Origin of the sequence: Aquimarina sp. BL5 (assembly GCF_003443675.1) — a bacterium.
Lineage (GTDB): Bacteria > Bacteroidota > Bacteroidia > Flavobacteriales > Flavobacteriaceae > Aquimarina.
This window is the reverse complement of the sequence record NZ_CP031963.1, coordinates 757165-771680: the sequence shown is the minus strand read 5'-3', so window position 1 is coordinate 771680 and position 14516 is coordinate 757165. Positions and strand designations below refer to the sequence as shown.

17 protein-coding genes are annotated in these 14516 nt (G+C 32.2%); 13 read left to right on the top strand and 4 right to left on the bottom strand.

Annotated elements, in window-relative coordinates; all coding sequences use genetic code 11:
- Window positions 1-49 precede the first annotated feature (49 nt).
- The 4 genes from D1818_RS03515 to D1818_RS03500 form a co-directional block, all read right to left on the bottom strand.
- A complete protein-coding gene (locus D1818_RS03515; protein ID WP_118456416.1) occupies window positions 50-628 on the bottom strand; it encodes an alkylphosphonate utilization protein in 579 nt (192 codons plus the stop codon).
- A 64-nt stretch (window positions 629-692) separates the two neighbouring features.
- A complete protein-coding gene (locus tag D1818_RS03510) occupies window positions 693-1499 on the bottom strand; it encodes a TerC family protein (protein WP_118456415.1) in 807 nt (268 codons plus the stop codon).
- Window positions 1499-1876: a DNA topoisomerase IV gene (locus D1818_RS03505; RefSeq protein WP_118456414.1), complete on the bottom strand. Its 378-nt coding sequence runs from the start codon at window positions 1874-1876 to the stop codon at window positions 1499-1501. Before D1818_RS03505 ends, D1818_RS03510 begins: the two co-directional genes overlap by 1 nt.
- 79 nt (window positions 1877-1955) lie before the next feature.
- On the bottom strand, window positions 1956-2435 hold the full coding sequence (locus D1818_RS03500) for a helix-turn-helix transcriptional regulator (RefSeq protein WP_118456413.1): 480 nt from the start codon (window positions 2433-2435) through the stop codon (window positions 1956-1958).
- Window positions 2436-2820: 385 nt separating this feature from the next.
- Between D1818_RS03500 and D1818_RS03495 the strand changes: the two genes are divergently transcribed.
- The 13 genes from D1818_RS03495 (at window position 2821) to D1818_RS03435 (ending at window position 14495) form a co-directional block, all read left to right on the top strand.
- Entirely contained in the window at window positions 2821-3978 is a 1158-nt protein-coding gene (locus tag D1818_RS03495; protein ID WP_118456412.1) for a M14 family zinc carboxypeptidase, read from the top strand.
- A 75-nt stretch (window positions 3979-4053) separates the two neighbouring features.
- Window positions 4054-4533 carry an Lrp/AsnC family transcriptional regulator gene (locus D1818_RS03490; RefSeq protein WP_118456411.1) on the top strand — a complete coding sequence of 160 codons (480 nt, stop codon included), beginning with the start codon at window positions 4054-4056 and terminating at the stop codon, window positions 4531-4533.
- A 100-nt stretch (window positions 4534-4633) separates the two neighbouring features.
- Complete coding sequence (locus D1818_RS03485) at window positions 4634-7216, top strand: phosphoenolpyruvate carboxylase (protein ID WP_118456410.1); 2583 nt, start codon at window positions 4634-4636, stop codon at window positions 7214-7216.
- A gap of 251 nt (window positions 7217-7467) precedes the next feature.
- A complete protein-coding gene (locus D1818_RS03480) occupies window positions 7468-8340 on the top strand; it encodes an RNA polymerase sigma factor (protein ID WP_118456409.1) in 873 nt (290 codons plus the stop codon).
- 122 nt (window positions 8341-8462) lie between these two features.
- Entirely contained in the window at window positions 8463-8966 is a 504-nt protein-coding gene (locus tag D1818_RS03475; protein WP_118456408.1) for an SRPBCC family protein, read from the top strand.
- 69 nt (window positions 8967-9035) lie between these two features.
- A complete protein-coding gene (locus D1818_RS03470) occupies window positions 9036-9641 on the top strand; it encodes an SRPBCC family protein (protein WP_162897253.1) in 606 nt (201 codons plus the stop codon).
- Between the two features lie 36 nt (window positions 9642-9677).
- On the top strand, window positions 9678-10160 hold the full coding sequence (locus D1818_RS03465; protein ID WP_118456406.1) for an SRPBCC family protein: 483 nt from the start codon (window positions 9678-9680) through the stop codon (window positions 10158-10160).
- A 148-nt stretch (window positions 10161-10308) separates the two neighbouring features.
- Entirely contained in the window at window positions 10309-11037 is a 729-nt protein-coding gene (locus D1818_RS03460) for a phytanoyl-CoA dioxygenase family protein (protein ID WP_118463476.1), read from the top strand.
- 113 nt (window positions 11038-11150) lie between these two features.
- Entirely contained in the window at window positions 11151-11744 is a 594-nt protein-coding gene (locus tag D1818_RS03455) for a Crp/Fnr family transcriptional regulator (RefSeq protein WP_118456405.1), read from the top strand.
- A 53-nt stretch (window positions 11745-11797) separates the two neighbouring features.
- The gene (locus tag D1818_RS03450) at window positions 11798-12442 is read left to right on the top strand and encodes a hypothetical protein (RefSeq protein WP_118456404.1); all 645 of its coding nucleotides are present in this window, start codon (window positions 11798-11800) and stop codon (window positions 12440-12442) included.
- Between the two features lie 22 nt (window positions 12443-12464).
- On the top strand, window positions 12465-12920 hold the full coding sequence (locus tag D1818_RS03445; protein WP_118456403.1) for a DoxX family protein: 456 nt from the start codon (window positions 12465-12467) through the stop codon (window positions 12918-12920).
- Between the two features lie 2 nt (window positions 12921-12922).
- Entirely contained in the window at window positions 12923-13471 is a 549-nt protein-coding gene (locus D1818_RS03440; RefSeq protein WP_118456402.1) for an NADPH-dependent FMN reductase, read from the top strand.
- Window positions 13472-13505: 34 nt separating this feature from the next.
- A complete protein-coding gene (locus tag D1818_RS03435) occupies window positions 13506-14495 on the top strand; it encodes an AraC family transcriptional regulator (RefSeq protein ID WP_118456401.1) in 990 nt (329 codons plus the stop codon).
- Window positions 14496-14516: the final 21 nt, after the last annotated feature.

The window sequence follows — 14516 nt, the reverse complement described above, 5'->3', positions numbered from 1 at the left end:
TTACTTAAATTTTAAGTAACCTATAGCTTACGTGCTATAAATAAATCGATTAAGATTTTTTTACAAACTTGGTTAAGATCACAATGTGTTGGCCATTAACTTTACCTTCTATATGTTCAGGGTTATCATATACTAAAGAGATATTACGGACTGCTGTACCTCTTTTGGCAGTAAAATTAGCACCTTTTACGTTTAGATCTTTAATCAGTACTACATTATCTCCAACTTGTAACGCTGTACCGTTAGAATCGATATGTTTTATAGTAGCATTTTCATCATCACCTTCTCCAGTAGCTTTTGCCCAAGCTAATGTATCATCATCCAGATATAACATATCTAACAAATCCTGTGGCCAACCTTCTGAACGCAATCGAGTAAGCATTCTCCAGGCCATAACCTGTACTCCAGAAACCTGGCTCCACATACTATCATTGAGGCAACGCCAGTGATTTGCGTCTATTGTGGAAACATCTTCAATTTGTCCTTTGCAAGTTGAGCATACTAAAATGCTAGAATCTAATCCCACATTTGGTGATTCAGGAAGATCGTATGTAGATAAATCCTTGGTAATACCACATAATTCGCATACAGATCCACTACGATCTTGTAATTCTTTTAATTTGCTCATTTGTTTCTGTCTATAGGTGAGATCACTGTAATTTCCTCAAAAATGCAATAATTTCTTTTAAATTCTAATTTTCTTGTCCTCTCAGTTTTCCTTTTTTGCGAAGTTTAAAATTTATAAACTCTACAAATAATGAAAACGCAATGGTAAAATATAAGTACCCTTTAGGAATAGTACCAACTTTACTTTCGAACACTTGTAAATGCGCTAAATGCGCAGCTTCTGCAATCAGCATAAAACCTATAAGAATCAAAAATGAAAGCCCTAGAATCTGAACTGATGGATGTTTGTTTACAAAACGACCAACTGGTGTAGCAAATAGCATCATAATTAAAACAGAAATTATCACAGCGATAATCATTATAATCAGCGCATCCGTTGGGTTGTCACTTAGTCCATTAGTCATGCCGACAGCGGTAAGAATAGAATCAAAAGAGAAAACAACATTGATCAATGTAATTTGTACAATTGCTTTGGATAATGAACTTGAACTTTTTTCTTTAATCTCTTTCTCTTCTTCTCCTTTTTCGTCAACTTTTTCGTGGATTTCGTGAACACTCTTATATAAGAGGAAAAGTCCTCCTCCAAATAATATGAGAGACTGTCCGCTAATTCCAGCTTCTATCCAAGGTAGATTAATATGCCAGAAAGGAGCTTCCATCGCTACAATCAAGGAAATACCAAACAGCAATACAATCCGCATAACCATGGCTAGTAATAAACCAATATTGGTTGCTTTTTTTTGTTCTTCATTAGGTAACTTACTCGAAGCTAACGAAATGAATATAATATTATCAATACCTAATACAATTTCAAGAAAAGTCAACGTTAATAGGGCTATCCAAGCGTCGGCAGTTGTAAAAATTTCTAGCATTACTCTATTTTTTTAGCAGTTCCTCTTTGCTTATTTTTTTTAACACCTACCAACCCATATTCAAAAGTATAAGTGTTTTTATCTGTGGTTAGGATCTTCATATGAATCGCTTTTTCCTCGGCCATATTTTTTGGATGAAGTTTCTTTACTACATACTCGCAGTCATTAATCCAGCGAATACTAGCGGTATCACTTTTACCTTGGAAATAATCTATTTCGATAGAATCATTACGGACAAATGTAGTTTTAGCAAGCGCTCCATTAAGATAGGTTTCAAATTCAAAAGTACCAGTCTGAAAATCTGTACAATCCCTTTCTTGCTGATAACAACTGGAAAGCAATACAGAAATAAAGAGTAAAAAAGCAAGTCGCCTCATAGCATTATAATAGTGATAAACGAAAATAAATCTATTTCAACAGATTTTACAGCAACAGTGAGAAAAGTTGTTAAGATTTTTAATTCTTGTAGATGTCAAAAGTACCATCTTTATAAAAAAATACAATTTGATTAATTTCTTTAGTAGCAAAAGCAGTATTGATGATCTGTTTTTCTTCATTTTCTGTGTTATCCGAAATATTGTTTTGAATTTCAGGTTCCGGAATAGAGAATAAATCTTGTTCGAGTTCTTCAGTATTTGGTATTTCGGTTAGAGTAGGAACTGTTGGTATAATTTGCGGAGTTGTTTCTATAGGTTTATTCGTTTCTTCGGATTTAGGAAATGTACCCTGACCATAAAGCAACCAATATAATTCTGCTTCTGGATAAGCTTCTGTAATTTTCATTACAAAGTCTAAACTTGGTTTATTTCTACCAGAAAGAATATGTGAAATAGAAGAGCGACCTACACCCATAGCGTCTGCAAATCCTGATGCCGAAACATGATAAAATTTCATGATTTCTTGTATTCTTTTTCCGAAAGCGGCAGTGTTTACCATTGTAAACTAGTTTAAATAAATAAATTGATTACAAAGGTAAACAAATTCAATTCAATATGAGTTTACAATTGTAATATAATACTAAATACAACAATTATTGTATAAACTAAAACTTTATATAAATACGTTTATTTAATTGAAAATAAGATTTTTAGTTAAAATTAAATCAAATAAAACTCTAATTGTTAATAACCTAATCATTTTGGAAAATGGAGTAATGGATTATGTTTAACTTACTAAACAATTTTAAAATTTAAATTGTTTACATCTGTAAATAGAGATGATTTACAATTGTAAAATGTGTATTAGTTTACATCTGTAAAAACTATGCATATTGTTATGAATCTTCAGTAAACAGTGGTAATTTAGACGCTTTAATTAGCCTATGGATATTAAAAAATTGTCAGAGTACTTCTCTACTTATAATGAGTCTTCTATATCAGGACGTTATATACATTTAGAACATATTACTCCACTTTTGGAAGGTTTTTCTAAAAAGGTGCATATTGAACTTTTAGGTACTTCAGAAAATAATGCTCCAATACATCTTATAAAACTCGGTAAAGGAAACAAGAAGTTGTTGTTCTGGTCACAGATGCATGGAAACGAAAGTACCACTACGAAAGCAGTATTAGATTTTATAAATATGTTGATGGATGATTCTAATGAGTTTTCCGAAAGTATTCTAGCATCTTGTACTTTATTTATCATTCCTATATTAAGTCCTGATGGAGCTAAGGCGTATACGAGACTTAACTATAACCAAGTAGATCTTAATCGAGATGCTCAAAATAAAACCCAAAAAGAAAGTGTTATACTAAACAATGTGATTCATAAGATTCAACCTGATGTAGCTTTTAATCTTCATGGACAGCGTACTATTTTTAGTGCAGGAGAAACTGAGTTTCCTGCTACAGTTTCTTTTCTCTCTCCAGCGGGAGATAAAGAACGTACAGTTACCAATTGTCGTAAGGTAGCTATGGAAATCATTTCTGAGATGAATTCTGTCTTACAAAAGTATATATCAAAGAGCGTGGGAAGATATGATGATGGTTTTAATATTAATTGTGTTGGAGATACCTTATCTGATATGGGGATACCTACAATTTTGTTCGAAGCCGGACATTATGCTAATGATTATGATAGAGAGAAAACTAGAGCTTATATATTTTACGCGTTGGTAACCGGAGTTCACTATATTTCTAATGAAAATATAACAGGAAATGGTCATAAAGGATACTTTGATATACCGGAAAACGGGAAGTGCTTTTATGATATCATTATTAGAGATGTTATTTTAGATAAAAAAAATGTAGATATAGCAATTCAGTATACCGAAGAATTATGTGAAAATGATATTAAATTCATTCCAAAAATTGTTAAAATTGAGGATTTAGAAAATTTTTATGGACATAGAGAAATTATCGGTAATAAAAGGGTGATATATAACGAAAACGTTACAGTAGAGGTACTTCCAGAAAATGAGTTGTTAAAATTCCGCCTAAATGATGAATTATTCTCAACAGAATTGAGAAAAAGTTGAAAAAAAATGTATGAAAACATTATTTTTCTGTTATTTTTGCAATGTAAATAATCGGGAAAATTTATTAGAATTACTATGGCAAAATTTAAATTAGACGAAGTAGATCACCAAATTTTAGACATGTTGATCGAAAATACACGTACTCCATTTACGGATATTGCAAAGAAATTGCTAATTTCTGCGGGTACTGTTCATGTGCGTGTAAAGAAAATGGAAGAAGCCGGAATTATCGAAGGATCTTCATTAACATTGGATTATAAAAAATTAGGATACTCTTTTATTGCGTATGTAGGTATATATCTTCAAAATACTTCACAAACCAAGTTTGTGTTACAAAGAATTAAGGAAATACCATTTGTAACTGTTGCTCATATTACGACAGGTAAGTTTAATATCTTTTGTAAAGTAAGAGCGAAGGATACGAATCATGCTAAGGATATCATTTTTCAATTAGATGATATCGATGGTGTGTACCGTACGGAGACCATGATTTCCTTAGAAGAAAGTATAAATGATAAGAAACGTTTGATGCATTCTATCTTTCAAGAAATGTAAAGGGCATTCTATTCGAACATATAAACCCTTTAGGAATCGATCTTAGAGGGTTTTTTAATGTTAAATAATTTATTAATCAACCATATTCGTAACCACAATTATGGCAAGACAACCAAAAATAGAGCGTTTTAACCACAACGTTCTTACTAAATATCAGATATACAACAGTATATTTATCACCTTACCTTTTGATGAGATCACAAACACAGGTGTTTTATTACCACTTTTTAAAGAAGTTTGTGAAAAGGGGTATGATGAAAAGAAAAATCCTTCAGAAATTGTAGAAAGCTTTTTTAAACTATATCAGGATAATCCTTCTGATAAAGAGAAGCACGATCTTTTATTTAGATTTATCCAGTATATAGAACGTCAGGTAGTATTATTTGATGCGATTGAAGATGCAGCTTTTCCTATTGTTAATAATATGGATGGTCGAGGTACGCTAAGAAGTATTAAAGAAGAAGCACAGGCAAAAGGACAATTAGAAGAATTAAAAGATTATTTAAGAAGGTTTAAAATTAGACCAACCTTAACAGCGCATCCTACTCAGTTTTATCCAGGAACCGTACTAGGGATTATTCATGATCTTGATACTGCTATCCGAGATAATGACTCGCAGAGAATAAAAAAGTTGTTAGCACAGTTAGGTAAAACAGCGTTCTTTAAAAAGGAAAAGCCTACACCATATGATGAAGCGGTGAGTTTAATCTGGTATCTAGAAAATGTATTTTATCACTCTGTAGGTACTATCTATAATTATATACAGCAGAATATTTTCCAAGGAGAAGATCTGGAAAATGATCTTATAAACCTTGGGTTTTGGCCTGGTGGAGATAGAGATGGAAATCCTTTTGTAACCACAGAAACAACACTTAAAGTTGCAAAAAGATTAAGAAAAACGATTCTTATCAATTATTATAGAGATATGCGTAAACTAAAACGCAGAATCACTTTTGGAAATCTACAAGATAAGCTAGGAGTTCTGGAAGAAGCACTATATGATAATTTTTATTATGCAAAAACTGCAGAACCTTTGTCTATTGAAACATTGATGAATGGTTTACTAGAAGTAAGAGAAGAATTGATCAGTAAACATCAATCTCTGTTTTTAGAAGAATTGCAGGATCTAATTAATAAAGTTAAGATTTTTGGATTCCATTTCGGAACCTTAGATATTCGTCAGGATTCCAGAGTGCATCATAGTGTGCTTACCGAAATCGTAAAAAAGACTAACGAATTGGGGCTAGGTTTTTTTCCTGATAATTATGATTCATTATCAGAAGAAGAACAAATACAAGTATTGTCTAATGTTACAGGAAAGTTAGATCCATCTGTGTTAGATGATGATATGGCAAGAGCAACAATGGAATCTATTTATGCGATACAAACCATACAAAAAAATAATGGAGAGCGTGGAGCGAATCGTTACATTATTAGTAATAATGGTAGTGTTATTAATGTGATGGAAACCTTCGCGATGATCAGATTAAGTGATTGGGAGCAACCATCGGTAGATGTGATACCGCTTTTCGAAACTGTTCCGGATCTCGAAGTTTCTCATCAGGTTATGGAAGCATTATATAGCAATCCGGTATACATAGAGCATTTAAAACGTCGTGGAATGAAGCAAACGATTATGCTTGGTTTCTCTGACGGAACGAAAGATGGGGGATACCTAATGGCAAATTGGGGTATTTTTAAAGCTAAAGAAGCGCTAACTGAGATGTCCAGAAAATATGGTGTGAAAGTAATATTCTTTGATGGTCGTGGAGGACCACCAGCCAGAGGAGGAGGAAACACCAATCAGTTTTATGCCTCACTTGGTCCAACAGTAGAACATGAACAAATTCAGATTACGGTTCAGGGACAAACCATTAGTTCTAATTTCGGAACTTTGGATTCTTGTCAGTATAATTTAGAACAGCTATTAGGAGCTGGTGTAGAAAATCAATTGACGGATAATGAAGCCAATCTATTTTCTAAAAAAAATAAAGAGACCATGCAGGAATTGGCGGATGTAAGTTACCAAACTTATGTAGATTTTAAGAACCATCCTAAGTTTTTACCGTATCTGGAACATATGAGTACACTTAAGTACTATGGAAAAGCCAATATTGGTAGTCGTCCTTCTAAACGAAGTAAAAGCAGTAGTTTAGATTTTGGTGATTTACGAGCAATACCATTTGTAGGTAGTTGGAGTCAGTTAAAACAAAATGTTCCTGGATTCTATGGAGTAGGAACTGCTCTAAAAACTTATGAAGATCGAGGAGAGTTTGATAAGATAACTGCCTTATATAAGGGATCTGCCTTCTTTAGAGCTTTGGTAGGTAATAGTATGATGAGTTTGACCAAATCATTCTTCCAGCTTACAGCCTATATGAAAGAGGATAAAGAATACGGTGCTTTTTGGGATATCATTCATAAGGAGTATGAATTAACTAAGCGTCTGTTGTTAAAACTAACAGGATATACTGAGTTGATGGAAAACGAATCAGCAGGTAAGGCATCTATTGATATTAGAGAAAATATTGTATTGCCATTACTTACGATACAGCAATATGCATTGAAGAAGATTCAGGATATTACTCGATCTGGCAAGGATACAGAAGATCTAGAAATCTATGAAAAAATGGTGACCCGTTCATTATTTGGTAATATCAATGCTAGCCGTAACTCAGCATAAGAAACTATAATTTTTTAAATGAAAACCACAGTTACTATTACTGTGGTTTTTTTGTTTGATTAATTTTGATTTTCTTTAAAAGAAAATTCTTGTAATTATAGTTTTAAATCCTTTTACGTGGTTTATGTGCTTAGTTATAAGAGAAATATATACATTAGTTAGTATATAAACATGTTACTCGCAAGCTGAAAACAGAAACTTTTGTAACACTTTCTAATATTCTGTATCAAACTGAAAAATCCTTTTTTATTATGCAGTTTCCTTTTAGTAAATCATATTCAGATACAGAACAGCAAAATCTAGTTCAACAAGCCATAGATGGAAATAAAAAATCATTAAATGAAATAATAAGCTTTCATCAACCATTCATTTACAATGTAGCTTGGAAAATGTGTCATAATCCTGCAGACGCTCAGGACTTAACACAAGAAGTTCTGATTAAAGTAATAACAAAATTAAGTCAATTCAACTTTAAAAGTAAATTTAGGACATGGCTATATCGTATTGTTGTGAATGAATTTTTACAATCCAAAAGAAGAAAGGGAGAAACGCAGTTTTCAAACTTTGATGATTATGGAGAACGTTTAGATCAAGTCCCAAATGCCGAATTAAGCATTGAAGAAGAAATTAGCTACCAAGAATTGTCAAAGGAAATGCAAATTCAATGTATGAGCGGAATGATTATGTGTCTTAATAGGGAACAACGCTTAATTTTTATTCTAGGAGCCAGTTTTGGAATTGATCATACACTTGGCGCAGATATTTTTGGTATAAGTCCACAGAATTTTAGAATAAAACTTCATAGAGCGCGAAAAGATTTGTTTAACTATATGAATAACAAATGTGGACTAGTGAATAAAGAAAATCCATGTCGATGCCCTAAAAAAGCAAAAACTTTAAAACAAATGGGTGTTTTGGATGAAGAAAAAATGCTTTTTAATATCAAAACAAAAATGAAAGTGAAAAACTTTGTTGAAGATACTCATGAAGAAGCTTTAAACGATTTCACATCCACCTATACCAAATTATTTCAAGAGCATCCAGTTAAAGAAGATTTTGATAAAGACACAATTATTAATGAATTAATAAACAACGATAAACTTTCTGCTTATTTCAAATTATAAGTTCCAAAAACACTTCGGCTAAATAATTACAAAGGTTACTTCATGCAAAAGTAACCTTCGTTGTTTTGTAACACATTTTACTTTCCTGTATCAAAATAGTAAATCATATAAAACATACTGACATGGAATTTAAAAAAGAAATTATCATTAACAAACAGATAGAAGCAGTTTGGGAAATATTGGGTAATCAATTTGGCGATGTTTATAAATGGGCATCAGGTTTGAATCATTCTAAAGCTTTCAGTCCGCCAGTAATTAATGGAGCACCTTCAAACAATAGGTCTTGCGAACTACCATCTGGAAAAATTAAAGAAGTCATAAGGAAATTTGACCCCAGTAATTACGTACTGGAATATGAAGTCATTGAAGGTTTTCCATTTTTTGTAGATACAGCAATAAATAATTGGCAACTAACAAAAATTAGTTCAGAGGGAACAAAAGTGAATATGCATCTCATAGTAAAAACTAAAGGATTAATCGGCAGTGTCATGAATCCTATGATGAAAATGCAATTGAAAAAACAGCTAATTCATATTCCTAATGATTTGAAATACTATGTTGAAACTGGTAATCCAAGTCAAAATAAAGCAAAAGAACTTGAACAATTATCAACGAAGGTTGCCTAGGTTTTGTAACACCAACCCAAAGATTGTATCAAAACATAAGAACTTAAATTTTGAATTATGAAAATCACAATGAAATCAATATTAACCTTCACAGCCTTAGCAATAATCAGTCTGAACGCTTCAGCGCAAAGTATGGCAAAAAAGTTCCGTACTGTAAAAGTAGAAATGATAATAGATGCATCTGCAGAACGCGTATGGGAAGCTATGGTTTTAGATTATGGAGAAATATCAAATTTCTCGCCATATATCTATACTTCAGAATATACTAACGGTTCTTTAAAAGGAGAATTTGGAGCTGAGCGCAAGTGTAATTTTAATGAAAAAGGAACGCAATGGTCTAAAGAGCGTATTGCAGAAATTGACAACAAGAATATGGTAATGCGTAATGTAGTCATTGATGGTGCTAAATTACCATTAAACTTTGATAACTCTCAAGCTTTTTACAGAGTAAGAGATAATGGTGATGGTACATCAACAGCTTCATACGAATTTCAATTTAGAACTAAACCAGCTTTTTTAGGCATAATTGCTAAAGGAGGATTCAAAAAACAACTATCTGGTACTCTTGTTGGACTCAAGCACTATATAGAGACGGGAGAACGTGTAACTGGGGGAACAAATAAATACAAAGAAATTAAAGAGAGATATCCTAAAGCTACAATAATCAAAACGTAAATAATAAATTTTAATTAACATCTAAAAATCAAAACAATGAAAAAAACAAAAATTTTATTCATCTTATTCATTTCTGTAACTACTATGTTACAAGCTCAAACACCATTAGTAACAGAAATAGAAAGTTCTGCAGATGAGGTCTGGCAACAAATTCGAAAAATGGATAATATTGATGAACTATCATCTTTTGTATCTAAAGTGCAATGGAAAGGTCCAAAAGGTATTGGAGGTGAAAGAGTTTGTACTTCCGCAGACGGAAAAGGGTATTTTAAAGAAAAGGTAACAGGGTTCGATGACAAAACTAGAACTTACTCTTATCAAGTTATAGAAGGTGTACCGGCTAAAAACATGAACAATTCGATAAAAGTTGTTGATTTAGGCTATAATAAATCAATGATTGTTTGGACATCAAGTTATGAATTTATGGAAAACCCAAATATGACTAAGGAACAATTCGATAAATTTATAACCAGTGCTCGAGTTGAAATGGTAGAAAATATAATTAAATTGGTAAAATAAAGCTAGCGACTAATAACGGGTATTAGTAATAGCGATTTGAATTAAAACTCAAATCGCTATTACTTTTTATTTTGTAAATTACTTTGTGAAAAAGTAGTGCTTTTAATTTGCTACGACATAAATGTTAAATGTTGTGTATAATCTGAAAATGAGCTATCAAAAAAACAAAATAGAACTTGAAGAAAACGGATATTCCATATTATCTGACTTGTATTCGTATAATGAAATAAGTCAAATTTTAACTTGTATCAAGAACGCCGAACAAGATGGGAATTCGTTTATGAAAACAAAAGATTTATTTGCAATTAGGCAATTAATCAAAAATATACCCGAACTAAGTGATTTGATATTTAACAAAAAGCTGACGGAATTACTTACTGATCTTTCTGAATCTAAATATTTTCTAACTAAAGCAATCTATTTTGATAAACCTAGTGAATCAAATTGGTTTGTAGCTTATCATCAAGATTTGAGCATTTCTGTTGATAGAAAAGTAGAATTAGAAAATTATTCGAATTGGACTTTTAAAAAAAGCCAATTCGGAGTTCAACCACCAATCGAGGTTTTAGAAAACACAATAACGATTCGAATTCATTTGGATAAAACGGACAAGAATAACGGAGCGTTAAAAGTAATTCCGAAATCTCATTTGAATGGAATAGTTAGAGCTGACTCAAATGATTGGAATATCGAAAACCAATTCGTATGTGAAGTGGAAAAAGGCGGAGTAATGCTAATGAAACCTCTAACTTTACACGCGTCGAACAGAACTACTAACGGAAAGAAAAGACGTGTAATACATTTAGAGTTTAATAAACAGAACCTGAATGAACCACTAAATTGGTTAGAATATTGGGACGTAAAAGCTAATGCCTAACATTAATACAATTAAATGAATTCGATGCTTAACTAAAAGTTTAGAGCTTTAAACCAAGTCAGTCAAATCTAGGAACAAGAACTGCCATAAAAAACATTCAAAATAAACTTCAATTGAACTATAAAGAATCACATATATTAATTCTTAATAATATAGCTAGGTTTATTGATTTAACCGAACTAGAAAAGCAAAAATACCTCTCTTTACTTACTGAAATAAAAGTAAAAAAGAAGGCGTTTTTAATGCAGGCTGGTGATATAACTAAATATGAGTATTTTATAACAAAAGGTTGTTTAAAGGTTTATACATTAGATGAAGATGGTGCACTGCACATATCCATGTTTGCAGTAGAAGATTATTGGACTGGTGATATGGCTAGTTTTATGACTAAAGAACCAACACGCTATTTTATTAAGGCTACAGAGAATTCAGAATTATTAGGTATCTCTAGAGCGAACTATGATTTACTTTTTCAGGAGATACCAAAATTCGAAAAGTTTTATCGCATACTATATCAAAAGTCACTTATAAGTTATATAAGACGTTCCAACCAAGGCATATCCTTAACCGCAGAAGAAAGATATGTAGAGTTCAAAAAGAAATATCCAAAAATTGTCAATAGAATTACCCAAAAAGACCTAGCTGGATATATTGGTATTACTCCAGAATTTATGAGTAAAATTATTACTAAAGTCAATAGAATGTAAAAGTCTTAAACTAGTTCATTTTTTTTCATGTGATTCTATCGGAATTTTGAAGCATGAAAAAAACAATAATCATTATATCTTTTTTAATAATTGGCTTTGCAAACTATTTGCACGCACAATTCACACAAGTAGAACTGTTTTCTGGTTTTGATAAAACAGATTTTACGTTATACTCTAGTTATGCTATTGATAAGAGTGAGACTTTTAGTATTAACACACTGGTTTTTTTTCAGAAATTTAAAGATAAAGAAAATCAAAACTTCGATGAAATAGGTGTTCAACCAACGCTATTCTGGAATATTAACAAGCATATATCATTAGGGCCATCTCTATATTACAATAGTTTTTCTGGGTATTCGGAACGTTTTTCAGTAAAGTTCTCCCTAAAAAATTCACGAGTGTTATTTGTAGTTATTCCAACAGTGGCTCATTCTGAACAAACGAATGATAGTTATGCAGAGATCTTTGCACAGCTTCAATTAAACACACCAATAAATGATAAAATTTCTCTCTGGTTAAACGGACAGTTTTTAACCGTATGGGATGAATTCGAGAGGCATTCCAGAAGTTTTCAGCAACTACGCGCAGGTCTGTCGTTTAAGGGACATCAGTTTGGTGCTGGTGTGGACTTTGACCAGTTTGGACAGAAACCTATAGGAAAGTCATCTTTAGGAATGTATTACCGAAAAATTTTATAAACAATTTTAAATCTTAAATAGTATGAAACATTTAGTAAAAAAACTTTTAAAAACGCACCCAAATATGGGCTATAGCATTGCTCGATTAACACTTGGTTTAGTAATATTTCCGCATGGTGCACAAAAATTATTAGGACTCTTTGGCGGTTATGGTTATACGGCAACGATGGAATCGTTTACAACTCAAATGGGATTGCCAAGCTTTATAGCATTCTCAATAATAATTATTGAATTTTTTGGGTCTATCTCACTAATTCTAGGTCTTTTCAGTAGATTTTGGGCAGTATCACTCATAGGAATGTTCATAGGGATCATTTATACTACACAGTTAGCGCATGGCTTTTTTATGAATTGGTTTGGAAATCAAGCTGGCGAAGGTTACGAATATTCTCTTTTAATTATAGGCCTGGCATTAACCATAATGGTTAACGGTAGTGGAACCTGGTCAATAGATAAATTAATCTCAAAAAAACAGTAATAATGAAAAAAGTAATCACAATAGCAGGAAGTAATAGTCAAAAATCTATTAATAAAAATTTATTGACATATGTATCGCATTTATTAAAAAACACAGAAGTCATATCAATCGATTTAAATGATTTTGTATTGCCTATTTATGGGGTTGATTATGAAACCGAAAATGGTATACCTACTGCGGTTAAAAGACTAGATGAACTACTTGATGCTGCAGATGGATTTATCATATCTCTTGCAGAACATAATGGATCCTATGCGGCAGTATTTAAAAATACTATCGATTGGTTATCTCGAGTAAACATGAAAATATGGAGAGAAAAACCAATGCTTTTAATGGCGACTTCGCCTGGTGATAGAGGAGGTGCAACGGTTTTGAAATCTGCTAAGACGTATTTTCCATATTTAGGAGGTAGTATAATTGCAGATTTTTCTTTACCCAATTTCTATGATAATTTTTTAGAAAATGGAATTTCTGATACTGAATTAAAAGAAGAATTGAGTCAAAAAATATTGCTCTTTGAACAGCAATTGAATAACAAGTTCAATAATTAAAATTGTTATATTTAAATCTTAGTTTCTTACACGTATGAAATACTTTTCTATAAGTCTATACCTCAAGATGATTAATTGTGCCATTGCAGAAGGCATGTCTAGGGGTGATTTTATGGAATTGCCTACGTCAATAGATGAAGCAAAGCATTTGCAGGTTATTGCTGCAGAGGAATTTCTGGATTTACATGAATTATTGGATGATAAATTAGGTCCTGGATTTGGGGTTAGGGTAGGCCAGCAAATGCTAATTGAGGATTATGGTGTATTAGGACTATCATGGCGTACTTGTTCTAAAGTAGGAGAAATTTTTGAACGTAGTGATCGTTATTTTAAACTCCTCTCGAATACATTTGTATGGAAAATTAAAGAAGAAGGAAACGTTTCTCATGTCATACTCAATAGAGAAGCACATCGTAGAGGTATGGAATTATCTACAGAAGCTAGCTTATCTGCCACGGTAGTCGTACTCCAAGCTATGTCTGAAAAAGATATCTCTCCTATTCAAGTTAGTTTTAAACACGGTCCATCGCAAGATTTAACTAGCTATAATGATGCTTTTAATTGTCCTATATTATTTAATCAACCACAGTATGCGATAAGCTATAAAACAGAAGATCTCAATTTAAGAACAGCTAAAGCTGATGCTAGCATTAATAGTTACCTCTTACAACAAGTAGATGAAAAAACTAAAGGTATTAAAATCCCAGGCACAAAGTTTGCGCGTGATGTCGAATCCCTTATAAAAGACGCACTGCCTACCGGAATTCCAAGTATTCATCATATTGCTGATCTTACTGCTATGAGTAACAGAACACTTACCAGAAGACTTTCTGAAGCGGGTGTGACTTATCGTGATTTAATTAAAAAGACTCAAGAAAACATCGCAAAAGATATGCTACGGAATACTACACAAAGCGTAGGCGAAATAGCATTCTTAACGGGCTTCTCTGAACAAAGTGCATTTAATCGTGCCTTCAAAAAATGGACTGACCTCACACCTTCAGAATTCAGAAAAAATAACTAAATAATCCTTTTTGGCGTAAAA